The following is a 21813-nucleotide window of genomic DNA, read 5'->3' as shown; positions in this document are numbered from 1 at the left end:
TCTCAGCCCTTTCTCAGCGTTTTTGTTTGGATAGAACGTTGCGGCCCAGACGTTCAAGGGCCGCACGCAGATCACTGTCGTGAACGTCGCGTGCAGTCCTGTCAGCCTCGGCGGTGATTTCGGGAGGGATGTTGGGTTTCACCTGCTTCGGGCGATGCTCGAAACTGGCCTGCCCCTCGGCAAATCCGGTTGGCGCGGTTTGAGTGATACGGATACGGCTGATGGCGTTATAGCCATAAACTGCGTTCACCTTACCCCTCAGCTGCTCTTTTTGCATTTCCAGCATCGGAGCCTGTGGCCCGGTTGTCAGAACGGTCAGCGTGGCGCCAAATCCGCCCTTGCCATAACCGACGTTTACGGGTCGGGCTATCGATGCGATGTCCTGACCAACGATCTCGGCCCAATGGGTCAACAGACGCGATACAGCGAAACCACGGCTTTCGCCGGCGCGCCGGATCTGATCGTTCAGCAGGGTCGCGGTACGTTTGAATCCGCGAGTGGTGGTGCGTCTGGGCGGCATCTGGTTTCCATTTACTGCGGCGCTATTGTAATGGGCAGGGCTACGGGCGCCAGCGAAACCCGACAGGGAGATAAATAAAACTTGCGTGACAACAGCGAATTCGACGTCAGCGCCTCCCTGCTGAACTGGTACGATCAAAACGCGCGCGAAATGCCGTGGCGGGTAGGGCCTGCCGAGCGCGCAAATAGAATTGTGCCGGACCCATACCAAGTCTGGCTTTCCGAGGTGATGCTGCAGCAGACAACAGTGGCTGCCGTGCGCGACTATTTCCTGCGGTTCATCAGTCGATGGCCGAATGTAACGGCGCTGGCCAGTGCCGAAGATGATCACGTCATGGCGGAATGGGCCGGGCTTGGGTACTACGCACGCGCCAGAAATCTTCTGAAATGCGCGCGCGTCGTGGCCAATGATCGTGGTGGAAAGTTTCCCACCTACTATGACGACTTGCTGAAACTGCCCGGAATTGGCCCTTATACCGCGGCCGCCATTTCTGCGATTGCCTTTGACCGGCCCGAAACGGTTCTGGACGGCAATGTCGAACGCGTCATGGCGCGCATTTATGACATTCACGAACCACTGCCCGGCGCCAAGCCTGTGCTGAAAGGTAAGGCAACAGCTTTGACGCCAGAAACGCGACCGGGTGATTACGCACAGGCAGTGATGGATCTGGGCGCGACGATTTGCACGCCGAAATCACCGGCCTGCGGCATATGCCCTCTATTTGCCCCCTGTCAGGCTCGTCAGGCGGGAACTGCGGGCGAGTTGCCGAAGAAATCCCCGAAAAAACCCAAGCCGACCCGCCATGGGCATGTCTTTATCGCGCAGGGCTCCGATGGTTCGATGTTGCTGGAACGGCGACCGGACAAGGGCCTGCTGGGCGGCATGATGGGCTGGCCCGGTTCGGACTGGTCCGAAGCCCCGGATCGCACGCCCCCGTTCGAAGCAAACTGGAAAATGCTGCCCGGTGAGGTCCGTCACACGTTCACTCATTTCCATTTGATTCTGAACATCTGGACCGCCGCCTTGCCCATGGCTGTTCAAACTGACGGACTGTTGATCGTGGCCCGGCACGACTTTCGCCCCTCGTCCCTGCCGACTGTCATGCGCAAGGCCCATGACCTCTGGCGCGGCCAATAGACCCGTGTGCATCGCCCACGGACCGGGGTAACTTGCGGCGACAACAGCGGAGCACCGCAATGACGGCATCAACAACACTCATGCGAGGGCAGACCGCACTGCCCTTCTGGATATCCTACCTGCTGATTCCCATGATCTGGATCTCTGCAATCGCAGGCGGCTGGTGGCTGGCCCTGGTGCCGCTGGCAACATGGTGGCTGTTTGCGATTCTGGATCGCATTACCGGCCTCAATCTGGACAACGTCGACCCCGAAACCCCTGATGCAGATCTGGAATGGCACATTCTGCTGACCAAGGCCTGGGCACCGGTTCAGTTTGTCACACTGTTTGGGTTGATCTGGTTTGCCACCCACAGCAGCCACCTGGACACGATTGAAAAGATCGCCCTGTTCTTTGGCATGGGTGTGATCTCGGGTACGATCGGCATTAACTACAGCCATGAACTGATGCATCAGAAAGGCCGCTATGAAAGATGGCTTGGCGATATCCTTTTGGCGATGGTGCTTTATTCACACTTCCGATCAGAGCACCTGCTGGTTCACCACCGATACGTCGGAACGCCCCGCGATCCCGTGACCGCACGATATAACGAAGGGTTTCACAGATTTTATCCGCGTGTCCTGCGGCAAAGCCTGATATCCGCGTTTCGGTCGGAACGTGAAAAACTTGCGCGCAAGAACCTGCCGTGGACCGACCTCTCCAACCCTTTCTGGCGGTATTGGGGCTTGCAGGGCGCGATGCTGCTTTTGGCATTGCTTATCGGCGGATGGTCGGGGCTGGGCCTGTTTCTGGTGCAGGCGGGGACCGCGATCTGGCAATTAGAGCTTGTAAACTATGTCGAACATTACGGCCTGACGCGCAAATATCTGGGTGACGGTAAATATGAACATGTCCGGCCCAGACATTCGTGGAACGCCTCGCAAAAGGCATCGAACTGGCTGCTCATCAACCTGCAGCGTCACTCCGATCACCACTACAAACCCGACCGTCGGTTTCCGCTTTTGCAGCATCATTCCGAAGATGCCGCCCCGCAATTGCCCTATGGCTATCCGGTCATGACGGTTGCTGCGATGATCCCGCCGCTGTGGCGGCGTGTCATGAACCCGCGCGTTCGGGCATGGCGGCGGCAGTATTACCCGGAAATTACGGACTGGAAGTCCTACAACAAGGGCCTCAATCCCCTGCCCCGTTGATTTCCGAACTCGCAGCCGTGGGCTGACACTTGCGCTGCCCGGCGCTACAGAACCCAGACGTCCATTCGCCCCTCTACGCCGCGGATATCCTGATCTTTGTGCAGCGTAAAACCCGACAACAGATCATTGCCCGTCCTGACTTCGTTCAAGGCCTGAACTTTCAATTCATCACTCACGACGGCGCGCGCGCCAAATTCGCGTGTCAGCGCCTCAAGCTTGGCCGCCACATTGACCGCGTTTCCGATCACCGCAAATTCAAGGCGGTTTGCGCCGATATCGCCCAGAACAACCGGACCGTAGTGCACACCAATGCCAACGTGAATTTCAGGCTCTCCTGACCTGCGGCGCTCAAGGTTCCACCGATCAATCACCTCGACCATCGTGCGCGCGCAGGCCAGCGCATTGCTGGCGTCAAATTCCGTTGGCACCGGCGTTCCGAAAGTTGCCATCAAGCCGTCACCCAGATATTTGTCGAGCGTTCCGTGATGCCGAAATACCTCGGTTTCCATCCGTGCGTGAAAGCCGCGAAGCACCTCGATCACATCATAGGGATCGCGACCGGCGGCGAACTTGGTGAACCCGACGATGTCAATGAACAGAACGGCAATGTTCTCTTTACGCACCTGTTTCAGCGGCTCGTCGTTCTGGCTTAGTTCATCCACCACATTAGGTGAGAAATACCGCGAGAGATTCGCACGCTCCCGTTCCAGTCCTGCATTGGACATCAACAAACGGTTCAACCGCCGCATAGACACGCCAAGTGTCACCGCGACCAGAACAAAGACGACAACCTCCTGAACGCGCATGTGAACCATGAAACTGTTCGGATCCATCAGCTCGGCCACGTCCGGATATCCTGCAAAGGCTTGTGCAGCGCGCTCCGACAACTCGGGTATAGGAGTCGAAAACCACCAGGCGGCAATCCAGCCGATAGTCCACATCGCGGCGGTCCAGGATCCGATTGCGAATAACGTTCGCCAGGAATAAGCCAGCGTTCCAGCAGCCAATATCAGAAAGAAATACTGAAAGTTGTCAAAGCGATATTGCATTGCAACAGGGCGCACATCATCGCTGAATGGGTTTGGCACAACCATGCCAAATGTCATGATCAACAAATCGACAAAGATCAGGAACAATTCGGTTCTGGATTGCCCCACGCGCCCAGCACGGCGAATGAACCAGCCGTTCAGGCACACCAGCGCGATTATGAACTGATAATACACCACTTCCCAATGCGGGTTCACGTAGATCAGGAAAACCGCAATGAACGCCATCGAAATCCAGCGGGCGCGCACCGCCAGTTCCAGCCCCTCGTGCTTGTGCCGCTCCAGCGCGGCTTCGGTGTATTTATTATCCAGATCGAAATTGTCCGGTTGCGTGATAAAAAACCGCCGAAAACGGGATTGGCCTGCACTGGTATCGGTCATTCCGTGAGCTCCCTCGCTGCAAGACAGGAGATAGGGATCGGAAACCCATCCAAACACCCTGTGCGACAAAACAAAAGACCCCGCCGATCCCGGCGGGGCAAGGTTTAGTGCCATGTGTCAGGCCACAGGCACCGGCGGTGTTCAAATTCAGTTATGCATTTCGGCCCTGATCTGCTGGCGCAACACATCGATCGGAACGGTCTTTCCGTCGCGCTTGAAGCACCAATAGGTCCAGCCGTTGCAGGAAGGCGCGTTTTCCAGGTGTGCACCGACCTGATGAATCGATCCTTTGATATTGTCGCCAATCAGGGTGCCGTCCGCGCGCACCTTGGCCTTGTGGCGCTGGTTCATCGAGTACAGTTCCTCGCCCGGGCGCAGCATCCCGCGTTCGACCAGCTGGCCAAAGGGAACGCGTGGTTCCGCCCGTTTGCTGGCACTGACTTCCAGTGCCTCGCGATCGAATTTGCGCACCTTGGAGATCCGCTTGGTGGCGACCTTGCGATAGCTTTCTTCGCGTTCGATTCCGATGAACTCGCGCCCCAGCATCTTGGCAACAGCACCCGTTGTGCCCGTGCCAAAGAACGGGTCCAGCACCACGTCACCCGGATTTGTCGAACCGACCAGAACGCGGTGCAACAGTGATTCCGGTTTCTGTGTCGGATGCGCCTTGTCGCCGTTTTCGTCCTTGAGCCGCTCATGCCCGGTGCAGATCGGCAGAACCCAGTCACTGCGCATCTGTACACCTTCGTTCAGCGCCTTCAGCGCCTCATAGTTGAACGTGTACTTGGCCCCTTCGGCCTTCGATGCCCAGATCATTGTCTCATGCGCGTTGGTGAACCGTTTGCCACGGAAATTCGGCATCGGGTTCGATTTCCGCCAGACGACGTCATTCAGAATCCAGTACCCCGCATCCTGCAAGGCCGAACCTACACGGAAAATGTTGTGGTAAGAGCCAATCACCCAGATCGCACCATTGGGTTTCAGCAGGCGATGGGCCGCTTTCAACCACTCGCGCGTGAACTGGTCATAGGCGCCAAAGCTGGAAAACTGATCCCAGTGATCATCCACCGCATCCACCTGAGAGTTGTCCGGGCGATGCAACTGGCCTTTCAGTTGCAGATTATATGGCGGATCGGCGAAAATCAGGTCCACGGACGCCTCTGGCAGACTGTTCATCACGTCGATGCAGTCACCGGAAAGAATCGTGTTTAATGGGAGCGCGGTCGCGCCCTTTGTCTTGGTCGTTGTCATATCACTGCCTCAGGTTCCACGGCGCTTTTGCGCTCATTTGGTTGAGACAAGGATGATTCAAAGACGATTCGCCGTCAATTTCTTTTTTGAATCAGCGGCTTACGATTTACTCTTGATACAAGATATTGTGGACGGGTTTGAACGAACGCCTATGATGTGGGGTCACACCAAGATTTCGCAACGCATCTTTGTGTTGTTTTGACGGATATCCGGCGTTTGTCTCCCAGCCATAGCCCGGATGCTGTTGCGCCAAATCCACCATCAGCCGATCGCGCCATGTTTTGGCAATGATCGACGCCGCAGCTATCGACACGGAACGCGCGTCCCCTTTGACAACGGCCTGGCTGGGCAGACCAAGGCCCCGGGGTATCATATTGCCATCAATCAGAAGGAAATCCGGTTGAGGATTCAGCGCGTCGACCGCGCGCTCCATCGCCAGATGCGACGCGCGCAGTATATTGAGGTCGTCAATCTCTTCGACGCTTGCCTCGGCAACGGAAACTTCTGCCGCTTCCCTGATATGGTCATCCAGGGCATCGCGCCGTTTTGCGGTCAGTTTTTTTGAGTCGTTCAGACCTTCGGGTATCGCACTCAGGTCCAGAACAACCGCTGCCGCCACAACCGGACCTGCCAGCGGACCGCGCCCCACCTCATCAACACCTGCTATTCTGAGATAGCCCCGCGCCTTCAGCGCCTGTTCCAGTTCATCATTCGGAAATGTCATGGCATCTGGAAACCGGGAATTGCACCGCAACGCAAGAAAAAAGAGAGGGCAGTTTGCACTGCCCTCTCCGGTGGCGCTTCTACGTCGCCACTTCTGCTCGGTACTCGTTACCAGTACACAACTCGGTATCCCTTTTGACGCAGGCATGCGGGTTCATAGGCGCGCTTGACTTTCTTTCCGTTCCAGAACCCAACCTCACACGCGCGCGGCAGATGCTTGGCATGTTTGTAATGTTTCTTCAGACAACTTTTCCCCAGCAGCGGGCGCTTTTTGGAGTATCTGTTGAAAGTCTTGAGACAGTGTTGAGGCAGGTCATAACGCGCCACGCGATTAGGTATCGGACGCACATGGCGCGGTTTGACCCGGGGCACGCTTGGGGCCGGGTAAGGATGACGGGTTACGGGTTGCACGTAATCGTGGCGCGACTTCTTGGAGTAGTGATTGATGGCCGCACCGAGGATTGCGACAGCTGCCAGCCCACCAAGTATGTCATGGGCATCAGCAGCCCGTGCTTTCGAGGCTGATATCCCTGTTATTGCCACGGCGGTTGCGATGATCACGGCGATGAATTTCCGGTGCATTGGGCATGTCCTTTCCGGTGTTCCTGCGACCCTTTCGGGGATCGCGAATTCGATGAACCAACCCTGGATCTTTCCGGCTCGGACAAGCAATAACGCACCCTTGTTATCCGATATCATCCTTCTCAAAGCCCTATGGTTATTGAATATCCGACAAACCCGTGCGCAGGATGCAGCCCATGAAACAGATGCTCTCTTCACTGGTCTGTGCGGCCCTGATATCGCTTGGTTCCAACGCTGCGGCGGCGGATTGCTATGCGGATTACAAGGCCAAGCAGGATAAACCCTTGCGCCTGCACTATGGCGTCATGCAAGTCTCCAGCTGTTCGCCCGGTCAGGCCAGAAACGAGGTTGCCGGGCGCCTCAAATCTTCAGGGTGGACCCTGCTTAACGTGATATCGGTGTTCGGACCCGAAGGGCTGGATCAAAGGAAGGCTAATGCCGGAAAATTCTATCTCCGTTACTGATGCCCGGCGTTCCGGGGTGCGGCTGGCCGGCGCCGGGATCGCGGTGATCATCGCAATACTTGTGACAGCCGCTGCCTTTCTGTTCTGGACCCTGCCCGACGCCAACGCCTTTAATGCGCGGGTCGAGCGCCTGTTCGTCGAAAGCGACCTGACATCGCAGGCCGAAATCAAGCTGCTGGAAATTCTGGCTCAGTCCGGCACCGCCTTTGCCGACACATTATCCAGCTATCGCATGGTGATTTTTGTATTGCTGGTTTTTGCCAGCGCCATGCTGATCGCCGCACTGGTATTTCTGATCATGATCGTGATGCTGAACAGGCGCATGGCCCAGATCGAACGTACGGGTATTCAGGTCACCTCGCTGCTGATCAGCCGCGAAGAGAATACGGTTTATCTGAACAACATGGGTTTCAAATTGACGCCGGCCGCAATGGAGACGCTTTCGGTTCTGGCCGAATCCCGTCTGGATGACGAAGTGCTTTCCGGGGTCGAGATAGAATCGACAATTTCGGGCAAAAACGCCTCAGACTGCGATGAGGCCGCCGGTGCGACCCGGATCAAGCGTCTGCGCGACGCCCTTGGCAATCAGATGGTCAGCGAACTGCTGGTCAAGAATATTGCCAAGAAGGGATACATGCTTGCCATCGAAAAAGACGTGATACAGATGATCTGATCGCTAGTGATTGGGCGACTGTCGTTCTCTGGACGGTTGCTGAGCGCCAGTCGGACTCTGTGGACAGGCACACCGCGCGAGATTGTCATAGATCAACTCATCCCTCAGGCGCGGGCAGCCGTTGACGGTTGTGACCGGAATGCGGTTGGGGTTCGCAAGGGTCGCGCAGACCGCCAGACAGATGCACTGACTGCGGTTTAACTGCTTTGGTGCTGTCTCCGCATGAACGCCAGCCGCAAGGTTCAGCATTACAGCACACATCGACAGAACCCGGCACCGATTTCCGAATCTAGACGCTCTCATTTGGTAAAAACCTCGAATTCCCCCTTGGAAACCGGACGAGTTGCACCCATCCTTAAACGGATCAAGGCACAGGAGGTTGCAGATGAACGTCCACGCCAAACCGCAATCCACAGGTTACGGCATTTCCATCGAGCCGCTCAAGGGGCGCGTCGCGATCTATCGCGATGACATGGTGCTGGCCGAAAGCTCAAATGCGAAGGTCATGTACGAAACCCGGCTTGCGCCAACGATCTATTTTCCCCGCGAAGACGTGAAGGCCGATCTGAGCGACCCCAGTGAGTTGCAGACGTTTTGCCCGTTCAAGGGTACGGCCACCTATCGGGATATCAAAATCGCTGGCACGCGGTTACCCAATTCAGTCTGGGCGTATGAAAACGCTTTGCCCGAAAGCGAGGGTATCGAAGGTCATATCGGCTTCATGACCGATGCGTATACTCATATTGACTTGGGCGAAAACACCCTGCGCAAGCCAGCGGATGGCAATATCAGCGGCCCTCTGATTGACTGGCTGATGCGGGGCGCATCGGCCAATCTGACACCCGAAGATTTCACCAAGGCGCTGGCCGAAATGATGCTTGAGCACGGGATTTCCATTCAACGCCTGGGCGTTTTGGTATGGTCGTTGCACCCGCTGATCGCCGGAAAGCACTATATCTGGGAAAAGGGCGAGGATGAGATTTCGACCTTCGCACCAACTTACGAAATCCACGACCACCCGGCCTATACCAACAGCCCGCTTCGGCACGTATCAAACGGTTTGGGCGGCGTGCGACAACGACTGAACGACGATCATCCCGAAAACAGCTTTCCCATTCTGGAAGACCTGCGTGCCAAAGGCGCGACCGACTATGTTGCAATGCCCCTGCCATTTTCGGACGGTCGCACCAACGTTCTGACGCTGACCTGCGACCACCCCAATGGCTTTACGACCGAAAACCTTGGCCTCGTTTTCGAGTGTTCAGCGGTTATCGCGCGCTATTACGAAGTGTTCACCCAGCGCGAAAATGCACAGGCTTTGCTGGAAACCTACGTAGGCAAAAGAACTGGCGCGCGGGTGCTGGGCGGTGAGATCCGGCGCGGCGACGGGGACGAGATCGACGCCGCAATCATGTTCTGCGACCTGCGAAACTCGACCTTGTTGGAGGAGCGTCTGGGGCGTTCGGCATATATCGCGATGCTGAACGAATTTTTCGAAACAGTATCCGGCATAATTCACGATCACGGCGGCGAAGTACTGAAATTCATTGGCGACGCTGTTTTGGCCGTCTTTCCGGCAGGCGAAGACCCTGCCGCTGCGCGCGGTCACGCACAACGATCAGCCATCGAAATTGTCGACAGGCTGGCCGAATTGCGGGAAACCGGGTCAGATGAACATTGCGACTGCTCCATTGGCCTTGCATTTGGCCGGGTGACCTATGGCAATGTCGGCTCGCGCGAGCGTTTGGACTTTACTGTAATTGGGCAGGCCGCAAACATTGCCGCACGACTGGGTGAATACGGAAAAATCGGCGGGCATCGAATTGTCGTTTCAGAAGATATCGAACCTGCCTGCTCGAATGCGGTATCTCTCGGACAGGTCCAGCTGCACAATGTAACCCAGCCCGTACATTGTTTCGCGCTACAAACAAATGCCGACAATCTGGAACCAACGCCTTAGCCGGGAGTGTCCGGCGCCGACCATCGTGCGCCAAAGTACGAGGCAAATCCGGCCCTAAACCGATGGCGGGGAGTGCGGAAATTATAGAGGCTTCACCTTAATTGCTCCGGGCTGATTATTTGCTCAGCCTGCCCCACCCAGAAGTATCAGAGCAGTTCTGGCCGGAGACAGAGCAGAATTGATTGACGATATCTGGTCACGTGCCAGATAGGTGTCGGTCAGCTTTTCAATGGCCGAGCTTTCGGTGAATTGCGACAAATCGGACGAATTGGTCAGGCCTGACAGCTTTGTCTTGAACACATCCAGTTGTCTGTCGATATCCAGCTGCGCAAAGGCCGGTGGCAAGCCAAGCGCGGTCTCCATCATTCGGCGCAACGGAGGAAGCCCCATCAATTCGAACCACTTCTGATCCTCGCTGCCGCCTTTTCCAGCCAGATCAGCCAGTGCATGTTGAGTGTACAGAGCGATCCGCATGGTTTCGTCATGTTCCCCGACAGATGACTCGAACCGGGCGGTCAGGTTGTCCCGGGCGACAACTTCCATTTCGGTCACCAATCCCGTTCTCAGAATATCACCCGGCCCCAACCCAAATGCGGCCGAAAACTCGCGATACCTGCGGTCCGACAGTTTGTTGGCCAATGCGTCGTCCGCATTTGTCCCGTCCTCCAGCACCTTGCGGATGAAGAAAGTGTTGTCGATATCCCCCTCCAGGCCGAAGGCACTCAGCGCGACCCTCAACAACCTCCGATCAGATACCAGATCCTCTGCAGAGGTTACCGTTTGGATCTTGTTCAGAAAGTACTTTGTCTCTCGCTCAACCGAAGCAGATGCCGCAAAGGTCTCCAGCTGGGCGTCGTGCGTACGTTGCAGGAAACGCCAGCCGACCAAACCGCTGGCCGGTATCACGGGCTGATAGCTCATTGCCGGTATGCCATCAGGCGCTCTTCACGCGGCAACAAAGTCCGCAGAGCCTTCAGACACTTGTAGTGGTGGTCCGCTATCAACGCCTCGGTCGCTTCGGTCAGCGCATGGCGGCTGTCGCGATCTCCAAAGATCTGGCTAAGTTCTTCGATATGCCGCAACAGGGACAATCGCGTCGCCTCTGCGTCGCTGTCCCCCGACAATACTAGTTGTGTTGCGTAGCAGACCCGCCGCACCGGAGTCGTCGCTTCGTCAGGGTGGATCGCATCACGCAAGCGTAAAATGTTCGCATTCGGCGTCATGACCGCTAACCGCCCACGCCGGTCGCCGTTTTCGATAACTGCGCCGTTGATCAGAACACGTTCTTTCGGTGCCAGTTTGAGGACCAATCCGCTCATCTCATGCACCTCCGCTGCGCAGGCCACGCATGATGGCTGCATTGATTTCCAGCAACGGCAGAACATTGGCCTCGCGCCGAAGAACTTTACTTGTGTGTTCGTGGGTAAACTCTGACAGGAAAAAAAGCTGTGCACGCAGGTGATCGGTCAACCCGTTTTGCGCGTCCGCAACGTTTTTTGCAAAGACAGTCCACATGCGGGTGTTGTCATAAAGCGCTTCGACAAGTTCACCATAGGCAGGTTTGCCTTTTTTCATCGCAGCATGGATGCGGTGCGTGACACGTGAGATCGCTTCATACTCCATATTTCTAGGGGTTCGGATCGGGGTGGATGCGGCGGAATATGCTCGCCGTGCCTGGGATAGCGCGTTCACGTCGTGTCCTCATGATTGAAATTTCCGGAGAGGGAAAGGACCAGGGCGTTACCGCCCTGGTCATATTGCTTAACGGAACAGCGACAGGATCGACTGCGGCGCCTGGTTGGCGATGGAGAGCGATTGGGTCGCAAGCTGCTGCTGCACCTGCAGGGCCTGCAAACGGGCGGAGGTCTCCTCCATGTCGGCATCGACCAGCGAACCGATCCCCGATTTGAACGAATCCGACAGGTTCGAGATAAACTCCTTCTGCGTTTCGATACGTCCTTGCGCCGAACCAAAGGCCGCCGAAGCATCGATTGTTGTGTCGATCAGTGCCTCGACGGTGGCCAGCGCTGCGGTTGCGCCCGGCCCGGTTGACACGTCAATCCCCGCCATCGCACCAAGGCCGCCGGAACCCGCATTCACAAATTGCGCGGAAAACGAGATATCCGCACCTGTGTTATTGGAGATTGCCAGAGTACCGGCAGTTCCGGAATCGTATCCGACGGTCAGGCCGGTAATGCCCATTTCCTCGATCTTGGCTTTCAGGCCGACAGCAACTATATCGCCGGTGGTGGTCGCGGCAGCGTCCGCTGCGGTCACCGTGTAGGACACGGTCTGATCGTCGATTGCAACGACCACCTTGTCCCCGGCGGCAAACGCGCCGCTGGATTCATCCGTCACCAATGCGGTCGCCGAAGTTGCAGTGTCGGCAATGGTTGCGCCCACCCTGTCATTGCCGGTCGAAGACCCGGTCGATCCGTCAAACACAGCCTTGGTGACATAGCCGCCGGTAGACAGGTTCTGGCCCGCGACATTGATCGACGACGCCGTCACTGCGCCTGTGCTGTCCCGGTCCAGCGAAGCCAGTATCGATGCCGAACCGGCAGAGCCGTCCACGAGATTCAGGCCATTGAACTGAGCGGCACCCACAACTGATGCGATTTGATCCTTCAGCGCGCTCACATCCGTATTGATTTTCGCGCGATCAACGTTGTCTTCCTGGGCGGCAACGATCTTGCCTTTCATTTGCGTCAGCAGATCGGTCACTGTTTCCGCAGCGTTGCGCGCAACCGCTACCGTCGATTCACCCAGACCCAGACTGTCCTTAATCGCCGTGAATCCTTTGACGTCGGACTCCATCACTTTGGAAATGGCCCAGACTGCAGAGTTATCCTTGGCAGTAGCCACATCCTTGCCGGTTGAAATGGCATTTTGAGTTGCCGTCAGGTTCTTGTTGACCGATTTCAGGGTCTGCAACGCCACCATCGCGCCATTGTTTGTCAGAATACTGGACATGATTTTCATCCTTTGCGTTAGGGTGTTTCAGGCACCCGTGTTCTACCCGTCCGGATGGACTGGAATTCGTGTCGTTCTGACCTTTGCGAACTACCTTGTCGATTTTCGCGCCACCTGCGATTCCAGATGCGGGTTCATGTTTGGGCGCGATCTCCTAATGGAATGCTAAAGCTGGTTGCTTAGAAAATTAGGATTTGAATCAAACCGACACTCATGCGCGTTTTTCCAGCTTTGGCTCGTGCCGCACGGCGTAGTTGCTGCGCTGCCCGGCAGCGTCGTACGTGCTTAATCCCTGGCGAACCTGCCGAAGCTCGGCCATCCGGCTTGCAACGGCTTTGATCCCTTCGGATGCACTTTTTAACAGGGCCTGATTCCGGTCGACCTTGTGTTGGAGCCGGATCAGATCTTCGGTTTCATGCACCTGAAGGTCCTTGACCGATGCGATCAATTCTTCTTTCCGGGGCAGCATGTGATCCAGCTGATCCAGCTGGCCCTGGATGAGCGCGGCGCGTTCCATATCCAGCAACTCCTCAAGTGCCCGGATCAGTTCAACTGACTGTTCACGCGACATTGGCATCCTCCGTAAGCGCCCTGAAAAAAACTTCTGACAGGCCTACACCCCCGGACAAGGCCATTTGACGAGCCTGTTGCTGTACCAAAAGCGAAGAAAACTGCTCCTCTCCTACACCGCCACCGAAACCGGATGGTGCAGTGCCAAGGCCCGCAGACTTCAGAATTTCAGACAGAAATGTCGCCTCCAACTCAACTGCAGCTTTTCTGAGATTGGAAAAATCAACGCCTGTGGCGACTGGCGCGGGGGATACTGAAATCTTCATGACGCTCCTCGGAAGTTGCATAGAACTGTCCCGATAAATGATGAAAGCAGTTAAAAAATGCGTAACTTCTACTGTGCAAGGTGGTGGCCAGAATTCTGGGATGTCCGATATGCCTGCATCAGTGAACACATTGCCTTCAACACTGCCTCGAAGTCCGCAGTCCGGATCAGATCCGGATGTCGGGCAGCGGTCAAAGCCCGAAAATCCCTTTGAAAATTTCGTGCGAGGTGGTTCTGAACCTTCGGCCCAGCCCGGGCACAATGGGCCGGCCCCCAAGGTACCGCATTCTGAAGAAGGCAGCCCGAACCGGGAAGTCGATTCGGAGACTCCGATCAGCAGTGAGGAGCTCCCGGATCAAATTGACCCGATCGACCATCCGTTGACGGACAAAAACGAAACGGTAAGTCTGCGGCGGAGCGACATCGAACCTTTTACTGCAAACAACAACCAATTGCCGCCCGGCGCACTTACCATCGACAAATCCCAAAGCGCCGGTGATACTTTGGAAGCAGCCAGTCCCCCGACAAAAACAGCCAGTGCGCCAACTCAATTCGAGTTGGTCAAATACGCATCAGATTCCCGTTTCGACGCCGAGCCTCCGCAGGCCTCCCGTCCGCTGATTATCGATAGTGTCGAACAGATCAAACCTGCCCATGCCAAAAACGTCGAAACGGCAGTAATTCAGCATCGGTCAGCGGCTGAGACACCTGAAATGGATGGTACAAATTCTTCGCCCGGGCGCCAGAAGCCAGATGCTGACATTCGGCTTCATCCGCCGGCCAACACACCTCTGGCCACTTTTGATGGACCGCCAGCCGGAAGTCCAAGGTTCAATATCGCGGTGTCAACCGAACAAGGTCAGGCTTTGGCCAACTTCGATTTCGCGATAGAACAAGAGGCCCCGGAAAGTGACATAGCTCTGCCCGCACACACCCGGGAAACCGGGCAAGCCCACTCAGGCCAAGCTGGGTCTGTTCGCACTCCGGATATGGCGCGCGCGATAGCCGGACAAATGTCGGCGGCTATTTCCGTTCGATCAGGATCAGACACAATTGAAGTCGCGTTAAATCCTCAGGAACTGGGGCGTGTTTCGATAGCTCTGAGCGGACGTGACGATGGGATTGTCCTGAGCATTTCGGCCGAACGTCCGGAAACGCTGGAACTGATGCGACGGCATGTTCTGGAACTGTCCTCCGAATTTCGCGAACTAGGATACAAAAACATATCCCTGGATTTCGGAATGCAGTCGGAACAGCACCACGAGCGCCATCAAGACCCGGCAGGTACTCTGGATCTCTCGGATAATCCGGATGATCCACAAGCAACTGACCTTCCAACCAAAATCGTCTCTCAGGGCGTTGACTTGAGGTATTGAACAATGATCACCCAAACCAGCACAGCGTTTTCGGTCGCTTCGGGCACCGCCAGCACCGCAAAATCCGGCACGCCTTCAAAACTGACCTCGGATTTCGAGACCTTTCTGAAGATGCTGACCGCGCAAGCCAGGTATCAGGACCCTCTGGAGCCATTGGATTCGGCGCAATACGCGTCGCAACTGGCCCAGTTTTCCATGGTGGAACAGCAAGTTCAGACGAACGAGTTTCTGGCTGGTCTGGCCGGTGCATTGGGCGGCGCTGACCTTAACGATCTGGCCGACTGGATCGGCATGGACGTACGGACAAACGCGCCCGTTCAATTTGACGGCGTGCCCGTTACCCTGTTTCCGCAAACCGATGGGAAAGCGGACAAAGCAAACCTTGTCCTACGCGATACTGACGGGACGGTGGTGGATCGCGTTACGATGCCGGTTTCCGCAACATCCTTTGTCTGGGACGGGGCAGATGGATCAGGGGGGATTGTTCCAACTGGGCTCTACTCCCTTTCGGTCGAAAGTTTCTATCAAGGGGAGCTTTTGTCAGAAACCGCAGCCGCCACCTTCGGCCGCGTAACCGAGGCGCAAATACTGGAGGGCAAAGTCACCCTGACGCTGGATGGGGGGCAGGTTGTATCGACCGAGGAAGTATCAGGCATTCGCACCGGGAGTTGATCTGGCAGGCAGGACAGGTCAAACCTTGGCCTGTTACGCCATCCCAATGATTGGAACGAATCCTGACCTCCGAAACACTGCCGCCAAATCATCTGATCGCGGAACTCAACACCAAGGGGCTAGTCAGCCCAAGTGAACGATTTGAAACGCTTTACGGTGGGCGTACCAATCGCGTCTGGAAAGTGCACGGTTCCGGTGGAGACAGGGTGTTGAAGCTCTATCGGACCAATTTTCAGAATCCGCTGTTTCAAAACAACGCCGATCTGGAGGCAACCTGTCTGGAGGCATTCTCGACCGCAGGGTTCACGCCGCGCCTGCGCGCTTCGGGACGCACCAAAAACGACCGATGGGTTCTGTACGACCATGCACCCGGTGCGCCTTGGCAGAAAAATCCCGAGCCCGTTGCGCGCCTTTTGCGAAGGCTTCACTCCAGCCCGGTTCATCTAAAGGCGCCGCTGGGTTGCAACGGCAGCAAGGATCTGGATGCACATGCACGGCAGATTCTGACCTTGTGCAAATCACGGCAACGCGCGGATTTGGAACGGCTGCGCCCGGACACCCATGTCGAGCCTCTGCCACAGCGATGCATCATTCACGGCGATCCGGTAGCGGGCAACATTCTGGTCTCGGGCAGCCGCCTTACACTCATCGATTGGCAGTGCCCGGCCCTGGCGGACCCGTGCGAGGATGTGGCACTGTTTCTGTCGCCCTCCATGCAATGGCTTTATCGCGGAACCATATTGTCGGCAGAAGAAGAGAACCGTTTTCTTTCAGCTTACGATGATCCGGAAATCACGCATCGTTATCAGTATCTGCGACGGTGGTACGCATGGCGTATGGCGGCCTATTGCCTTTGGCGCAGCGAAAATGGTGCCCCCGACTATGCCACAGGCTGTGCGCTGGAGACCGAAACGCTGCGCAATTAACAGGGCTACAGATCAGCCAGCGCCATCAGAGCATACGCTGGCGGCATCAGGATACGACGAGCGCGGCCGAACGGTATTCGGGACGGCAGACGGGTTAGGGGAACAGGCAGGTCAGCATTCTGTCCAAGCGCCAAATACGCCAGAGCACGGCCGCAATAGGTTCCCATGGCCACTCCGTTACCATGATAGGCCAGCCCCGCATATATGCCGGGTTGTCCTGGAACAGCTCCGACAAACGGAACCAAGTTGCGAGAAAGGCAAACCAGACCAGACCACATATTCGTAACATCCACCCCAGCCCAGGCCGGAAACATATGTGCAAAATCCTTGCGCACCTTACTCCGGATCGCAGCTTCGGCCCTAGGTGACGAGAACAGCCCTCCGCGCATTCCAAAAAGGAACCGGCGATCAGGCATCAAACGAAAATAGTGAAGCAGATGCCGACTGTCATACGCCATCTGGTCCGATGTCCAACCCTGCGCCGTCAGTTCATCCTCGGTCAGGGGGCGTGTCACCATTACGGTGGATTGCGCAGGCATGTATCGGCCAGCCAACCACGGCGGCATATCCTCGCTTGAATATCCGTTTGTACAGATCAGAACCTGATCCGCCACCACTTGGCCAGCGGGCGTCGTGACCTCATACCGTGCTCCCTTGCGCCCAATTACAAGGGCCGCGCTTTTCTGAAACACCTTTGCGCCCGCGCCTATCGCCGCTGCGGCAACGCCGAACAGGTATTTTCGTGGGTTCAGGCCAAACCCGACAGGAAAACTGTAGCCGCCAAAAAATGTACCGCCAAATCCCAGTTTTAGCAGGTCGTCCGGCTCATGCAGCACCCCGAAATCGTCTGCATTACGCCGGAGATGCGCCATCGCGCGCGGCGAATGCGCCAGAACCGTCTCGCCATTTGAGTGCGTATCCGCATCGATACGGTTCTTCGTCAAAAGGTCTGCGACCAGAGCAACCGCATCAGTTTCCGCCTGCTCATATGCCTGAGTGGCAGCGTCGCCATAGCGGCGACGCATCGTGGATGAGGCCAGTTTCGAGCCACCAAGACAACAGAACCCGGCATTCCGCCCCGAGGCACCCCATCCCGGGGTTTCTGCTTCCAGCACGGCCACTGAGGCCCCGGCCTGCGCAAGATGAAGGGCCGCCGACATACCGGTGAAACCACCGCCGACAACGGCAACATCAACCTTCAGGTCGCCTTGTTGAACAGGCCAGTCTGGCGCCTCGATGGTTTCGTCCCACCAGCACCCCTGACGCGGACCAGACCCATAGGCGTAATCCGGATATATACGCCTCATGGCACAGGCACGGCGGCTTGGGTCTCTCGCTGCTGCTGCACCATTGCTTCCGTCAGATTCTGCTGGTTCCGCAGAAGCACGGTGATGGGGATCAAAGTCAGCACTAATGAGACGATCATGACGGCAAATCTATACAGGTCTTAGATTTGATCAAGTTTTGCGTTTTCCGGTAACTCAGTTTATGATTTCACGAGGTGCAGAAGCTGGCAAGTCAAGATCAAGCAGATCGGGGTAAACCTTTTGAATACGATCAAAAACATGGTGCCAAAAACAGCAACCAGAGAGAGCAAGCAACCGGCGCATGAACAGGTCTATCTGACCCTCAGATCACAAATTTTGTTCGGGGAAATGATCCCAGGGCAACCTGTCACTATTCAGGGGTTAGCAGATTCTCTTGGAGTGGGCATGACCCCTGTGCGCGAGGCGATCCGCCGCCTGATTTCGGACGGCGCGCTGGTTTTTCAAGGAAACCGGCGAGTGAGTGTGCCGGTTCTGTCGAGCGCCGATGTTGAACAGTTAGTTTATGCAAGAAAGTCAATAGAATCAGAGCTTTCAAGACGCGCAACGCTAAATATGACTTCTGCCGATATCGACAAGCTTGAAGGTATGGACCAACAATTGGACCAAGCAATTGCGGCAGGAGATGTGGAAGGTTACCTGCGCTGGAATTATGCTTTTCATGCAGCGCTTTATGCCTATGCCGAGGCTCCTGTTCTCAGCGATCTGGCCGAGCGTTTGTGGCTCAGGTTTGGTCCTTCCCTGCGCGTCGTCTGCGGTCGGTTCGGGACACACAGCCTGCCCGATCTGCACAAAGACATCGTATCGGCACTACGCAACCGAAACTCTGAGAAAGTGGCGCAGGCAATGGCGCAGGACGTAGAACAGGGGATGACACTAATGGCTGATGCTCACGCAAAATCATCTGCCTGACGCGATTCGATTGACAGCTTTCAATTTGATCATATTGTAATTTCCAACCGCTTTCGCAGGAGATTCAGATGTCGACCATCACCAATCACATGCCGACCGCAGAATTGCAGGCCCTAGATGCCGCACATCACATCCACCCCTTTTCCGCTAACGAGGCACTGGGCAAGGAAGGCGTGCGCGTCATCACCAGCGCCAGGGGCGTGTACCTAACAGACAGCGAAGGCGAGGAAATTCTGGACGCCATGGCGGGCCTGTGGTGCGTGAACATCGGTTATGGCCGGGATGAACTGGCGGATGCAGCCGCTCGGCAAATGCGCGAGCTTCCGTACTACAACACATTCTTCAAGACGACCCACGTGCCTGCCATCGCATTGGCCGACAAGATCGCCAGCCTTGCGCCGGATGATCTGAACCATGTCTTCTTTGCCGCCGGCGGGTCCGAAGCCAATGACACGAATATTCGCCTTGTCCGCACTTACTGGTCCATGAAGGGCCATCCCGACAAATCGGTCATCATCAGCCGCAAGAATGCTTATCACGGATCGACCGTCGGCGCGGCCTCGCTGGGCGGAATGGTGCACATGCACGAACAGGGTGGCATGCCGATCCCGGATATTCACCACATCAATCAGCCCAACTGGTGGGCCGAAGGCGGCGACATGTCACCTGAAGAGTTCGGCCTGGCCCGTGCGCGGGAACTGGAGGAGGCAATTCTAGAGCTAGGTGAAGACAGGGTTGCCGCCTTCATCGCCGAGCCGGTGCAGGGTGCTGGCGGCGTGATCGTCGCTCCGGACAGCTATTGGCCGGAAATTCAGCGGATCTGCGACAAGTACGATATCCTACTGATTGCGGATGAAGTGATCTGCGGCTTTGGCCGGACTGGCAACTGGTTCGGCTCGCAGACCGTCGGGATCAAGCCGCATATCATGACCATCGCCAAAGGCTTGAGCTCGGGCTATGCACCGATCGGCGGGTCGGTCGTATGTGATGAAGTGGCAGAGGTGATCGGCAAGGGGGAATTCAACCACGGCTACACCTATTCGGGTCATCCGGTTGCGGCAGCCGTCGCACTAGAAAACCTGCGAATCCTCGAAGAGGAAAACATCATCAGCCATGTGCGTGATGTGGCGGCCCCATACTTAAAAGAGAAGTGGGAAGCACTGACTGACCACCCGCTGGTTGGCGAGGCAAAGATCGCTGGCATGATGGCGTCGATTGCGCTGACACCCGACAAGGAAACCCGCGCCAAGTTCGCGTCCGACCCCGGCACTATCGGCAATATCTGCCGGGATCGCTGTTTCGCCAACAATCTGGTTATGCGCCATGTAGGCGACCGCATGATCATCTCACCGCCGTTGATCCTGACGCCCGATGACATAGACGAGATGATCCAGCGCATTCGCAGTTCACTAGATGAGGCGCATGCAGAGATCATAGAAAAAGGGTTGATGAAAGCAGCGTCATAAGATCGGCGCAGGACGCTTATCCGAACATCAGATTTCCACGGCGGGGCATGCCAGCATCCCCGCCGTCAACGCATCCGATCTAGCAATTTCAGAGAGGCATAACCATCTGGCAGCAACCCCTGCGCCAACTGGTAGGCGCGCACAGCATTCGTTGTCAGCGGGCCGATACGGCCATCAACGCTTTGGGTATCGTAACCGGCTTGTGTCAGACGCTTCTGCAGCTCTTTCTTTTCGGAAAAGCTTAGGGCGCGGTCACCCCGAGGCCATTCGGCCCTGAACGCGCCCTTGCCAGCCAACCGGTCGGACAAATGACCGACCCCAATGACATAGGCATCCGCGCCGTTATAGTGCTCAAGCACCTTGAAATTGTCGAAAATCATCAGCGCAACGCCCTGACCACCCGCGGGCAGCAGGATCGATCCGCGGCCATGATCCGGAACAGACCCTCCATCCGGTTCACGTACCCCCAACGCGGCCCATTCAGACGGCATTAGGGTGTAATCCCGCCGTGCCATGGCATAGTCGAAATCATCCGGCAAAGCTACCTCGACACCCCAGGGCTGTCCTTTTGTCCAGCCGAATTGGGCCAGATATGACGCCGTCGAGGCCAAAGCGTCCGTTGGATCATCCGACCACACATTGCGATGGCCGTCTTCATCAAAATCCACCGCGTATTCCAGATACGAAGTTGGCATGAACTGAGTATGCCCCATTGCACCCGCCCAACTGCCGATCATGTTGTCAGGTTGGACATCTCCCGCAGCTAGGATCTGCAAGGCCGCCAAAAGCTGGGTTTCAAAAAACTGGGCACGGCGCCCTTCAAACGCCAGGGTTGCCAAAGACCGAATGGTCTCATTCCCGCCGCGATAGGTTCCGAACGAGGTTTCCAAACCCCAAATCGCTGTCACAACTTCTTTCTCGACGCCGTATTTCGCCTCAATCCGCTGCAGCGGGTCCTTATGCTGGTTGAGAGCATCTGATCCGTTGTCGACTCGGTGCTTTGAAACAGCCGTGTCCAGGTACTCCCAGATAGGCTTGGAAAACTCGGCTTGGTTCCTGTCGAGATCGATAACCTTGGAGTCGTATGTCACGTTCGATAAGGCACGGTCCAATACAGCCGGTGACAATCCCTGTTTGAGCGCGCGTTTTCTGAAGGCGCGTGTCCAAGCCTGAAATCTGGCATTCGATCCGCTGGCCGTCATCTTATGTACCTTATCCGATGGGCGCGGCACGGGTCGGACAGATACGAATAGATCAGCCGACGCCGTTCTGAAACTATCTGACGCGTGTTTGTTTTGTGCCCCGGTCGAGGCGCCAGAAATGTCCGCGTGCACAGTGGATGCCCACAATGCAGCGGCCATTAGGCCACTTACGCATATACGCATTCCGGTTTTCCTG

The 21813-nt window shown here is 56.4% G+C and carries 24 protein-coding genes; 10 read left to right on the top strand and 14 right to left on the bottom strand.

Annotation, left to right across the window (positions count from 1 at the left end):
- Positions 1–13: 13 nt before the first annotated feature.
- Positions 14–520, bottom strand: coding sequence for a DUF721 domain-containing protein (locus ACR0NA_RS15345; RefSeq protein ID WP_480730273.1), 507 nt, complete (start codon positions 518–520; stop codon positions 14–16).
- 81 nt (positions 521–601) lie between these two features.
- Between ACR0NA_RS15345 and mutY the strand changes: the two genes are divergently transcribed.
- Together mutY and ACR0NA_RS15335 are read left to right on the top strand one after the other, a co-directional pair.
- Positions 602–1657, top strand: coding sequence for an A/G-specific adenine glycosylase (gene mutY, locus ACR0NA_RS15340; RefSeq protein WP_480730270.1), 1056 nt, complete (start codon positions 602–604; stop codon positions 1655–1657).
- A 59-nt stretch (positions 1658–1716) separates the two neighbouring features.
- On the top strand, positions 1717–2850 hold the full coding sequence (locus ACR0NA_RS15335) for an alkane 1-monooxygenase (RefSeq protein ID WP_480730268.1): 1134 nt from the start codon (positions 1717–1719) through the stop codon (positions 2848–2850).
- Positions 2851–2894: 44 nt separating this feature from the next.
- On the opposite strand, the gene ACR0NA_RS15330 is transcribed toward ACR0NA_RS15335, so the two are convergent.
- The 4 genes from ACR0NA_RS15330 to ACR0NA_RS15315 form a co-directional block, all read right to left on the bottom strand.
- The gene (locus ACR0NA_RS15330; protein WP_480730265.1) at positions 2895–4277 is read right to left on the bottom strand and encodes an adenylate/guanylate cyclase domain-containing protein; all 1383 of its coding nucleotides are present in this window, start codon (positions 4275–4277) and stop codon (positions 2895–2897) included.
- A gap of 147 nt (positions 4278–4424) precedes the next feature.
- Positions 4425–5528 carry a site-specific DNA-methyltransferase gene (locus ACR0NA_RS15325; protein ID WP_170656057.1) on the bottom strand — a complete coding sequence of 368 codons (1104 nt, stop codon included), beginning with the start codon at positions 5526–5528 and terminating at the stop codon, positions 4425–4427.
- A 106-nt stretch (positions 5529–5634) separates the two neighbouring features.
- Positions 5635–6252, bottom strand: a complete 618-nt coding sequence (locus ACR0NA_RS15320) for a ribonuclease HII (protein ID WP_480730261.1) — start codon at positions 6250–6252, stop codon at positions 5635–5637.
- A 107-nt stretch (positions 6253–6359) separates the two neighbouring features.
- The gene (locus ACR0NA_RS15315; RefSeq protein WP_480730259.1) at positions 6360–6833 is read right to left on the bottom strand and encodes a hypothetical protein; all 474 of its coding nucleotides are present in this window, start codon (positions 6831–6833) and stop codon (positions 6360–6362) included.
- 176 nt (positions 6834–7009) lie between these two features.
- On the opposite strand from ACR0NA_RS15315, the gene ACR0NA_RS15310 reads away from it, so the two are divergent.
- From ACR0NA_RS15310 to ACR0NA_RS15300, 3 genes are all read left to right on the top strand, one after another.
- Entirely contained in the window at positions 7010–7297 is a 288-nt protein-coding gene (locus ACR0NA_RS15310; protein ID WP_170656063.1) for a hypothetical protein, read from the top strand.
- Positions 7269–7970, top strand: coding sequence for a helix-turn-helix domain-containing protein (locus ACR0NA_RS15305; protein WP_170656065.1), 702 nt, complete (start codon positions 7269–7271; stop codon positions 7968–7970). The genes ACR0NA_RS15310 and ACR0NA_RS15305 overlap by 29 nt, the downstream gene beginning before the upstream one ends.
- Positions 7971–8355: 385 nt before the next feature.
- A complete protein-coding gene (locus ACR0NA_RS15300) occupies positions 8356–9930 on the top strand; it encodes a DUF427 domain-containing protein (protein WP_480730257.1) in 1575 nt (524 codons plus the stop codon).
- A gap of 123 nt (positions 9931–10053) precedes the next feature.
- On the opposite strand, the gene ACR0NA_RS15295 is transcribed toward ACR0NA_RS15300, so the two are convergent.
- The 6 genes from ACR0NA_RS15295 to ACR0NA_RS15270 form a co-directional block, all read right to left on the bottom strand.
- Entirely contained in the window at positions 10054–10851 is a 798-nt protein-coding gene (locus ACR0NA_RS15295) for a DUF1217 domain-containing protein (RefSeq protein ID WP_480730254.1), read from the bottom strand.
- Entirely contained in the window at positions 10848–11249 is a 402-nt protein-coding gene (gene flbT / locus ACR0NA_RS15290; RefSeq protein ID WP_480452286.1) for a flagellar biosynthesis repressor FlbT, read from the bottom strand. Before flbT ends, ACR0NA_RS15295 begins: the two co-directional genes overlap by 4 nt.
- 1 nt (position 11250) lies before the next feature.
- Positions 11251–11622 carry a flagellar biosynthesis regulator FlaF gene (gene flaF, locus ACR0NA_RS15285; RefSeq protein WP_480452284.1) on the bottom strand — a complete coding sequence of 124 codons (372 nt, stop codon included), beginning with the start codon at positions 11620–11622 and terminating at the stop codon, positions 11251–11253.
- A gap of 69 nt (positions 11623–11691) precedes the next feature.
- The gene (locus ACR0NA_RS15280) at positions 11692–12903 is read right to left on the bottom strand and encodes a flagellin N-terminal helical domain-containing protein (protein WP_480730251.1); all 1212 of its coding nucleotides are present in this window, start codon (positions 12901–12903) and stop codon (positions 11692–11694) included.
- A 211-nt stretch (positions 12904–13114) separates the two neighbouring features.
- A complete protein-coding gene (locus ACR0NA_RS15275; protein ID WP_480730248.1) occupies positions 13115–13474 on the bottom strand; it encodes a flagellar biosynthesis protein FlgN in 360 nt (119 codons plus the stop codon).
- Positions 13464–13868, bottom strand: coding sequence for a rod-binding protein (locus tag ACR0NA_RS15270; RefSeq protein WP_480730246.1), 405 nt, complete (start codon positions 13866–13868; stop codon positions 13464–13466). The genes ACR0NA_RS15275 and ACR0NA_RS15270 overlap by 11 nt, the downstream gene beginning before the upstream one ends.
- 250 nt (positions 13869–14118) lie before the next feature.
- Between ACR0NA_RS15270 and ACR0NA_RS15265 the strand changes: the two genes are divergently transcribed.
- The 3 genes from ACR0NA_RS15265 to ACR0NA_RS15255 are packed head-to-tail and all read left to right on the top strand — an operon-like array spanning position 14119 to position 16712.
- Positions 14119–15114 (top strand): flagellar hook-length control protein FliK, encoded by a 996-nt coding sequence (locus tag ACR0NA_RS15265; protein WP_480730244.1) that lies wholly within the window; start codon positions 14119–14121, stop codon positions 15112–15114.
- 3 nt (positions 15115–15117) lie between these two features.
- Positions 15118–15786 (top strand): flagellar hook capping FlgD N-terminal domain-containing protein, encoded by a 669-nt coding sequence (locus ACR0NA_RS15260; RefSeq protein WP_480730242.1) that lies wholly within the window; start codon positions 15118–15120, stop codon positions 15784–15786.
- Between the two features lie 50 nt (positions 15787–15836).
- Positions 15837–16712: a phosphotransferase family protein gene (locus ACR0NA_RS15255; protein ID WP_480730240.1), complete on the top strand. Its 876-nt coding sequence runs from the start codon at positions 15837–15839 to the stop codon at positions 16710–16712.
- Between the two features lie 5 nt (positions 16713–16717).
- Here ACR0NA_RS15255 and ACR0NA_RS15250 read toward each other — a convergent pair whose 3' ends face one another.
- Complete coding sequence (locus ACR0NA_RS15250; protein WP_480730238.1) at positions 16718–18019, bottom strand: NAD(P)/FAD-dependent oxidoreductase; 1302 nt, start codon at positions 18017–18019, stop codon at positions 16718–16720.
- On the bottom strand, positions 18016–18138 hold the full coding sequence (locus ACR0NA_RS15245) for a hypothetical protein (RefSeq protein WP_480730236.1): 123 nt from the start codon (positions 18136–18138) through the stop codon (positions 18016–18018). The genes ACR0NA_RS15250 and ACR0NA_RS15245 overlap by 4 nt, the downstream gene beginning before the upstream one ends.
- Before the next feature lie 121 nt (positions 18139–18259).
- Between ACR0NA_RS15245 and ACR0NA_RS15240 the strand changes: the two genes are divergently transcribed.
- Together ACR0NA_RS15240 and ACR0NA_RS15235 are read left to right on the top strand one after the other, a co-directional pair.
- A complete protein-coding gene (locus ACR0NA_RS15240) occupies positions 18260–18949 on the top strand; it encodes a GntR family transcriptional regulator (RefSeq protein ID WP_480730234.1) in 690 nt (229 codons plus the stop codon).
- A 68-nt stretch (positions 18950–19017) separates the two neighbouring features.
- Positions 19018–20415: an aspartate aminotransferase family protein gene (locus tag ACR0NA_RS15235; protein WP_480730232.1), complete on the top strand. Its 1398-nt coding sequence runs from the start codon at positions 19018–19020 to the stop codon at positions 20413–20415.
- A gap of 65 nt (positions 20416–20480) precedes the next feature.
- Here ACR0NA_RS15235 and ACR0NA_RS15230 read toward each other — a convergent pair whose 3' ends face one another.
- Positions 20481–21776 (bottom strand): lytic murein transglycosylase, encoded by a 1296-nt coding sequence (locus ACR0NA_RS15230; protein ID WP_480730537.1) that lies wholly within the window; start codon positions 21774–21776, stop codon positions 20481–20483.
- Between the last annotated feature and the right edge of the window lie 37 nt (positions 21777–21813).

It is taken from the genome of Ruegeria sp. C11 (genome assembly GCF_056537725.1).
Note: the sequence above shows the minus strand (reverse complement) of the source record. Positions and strands in the feature narration are given on the sequence as shown.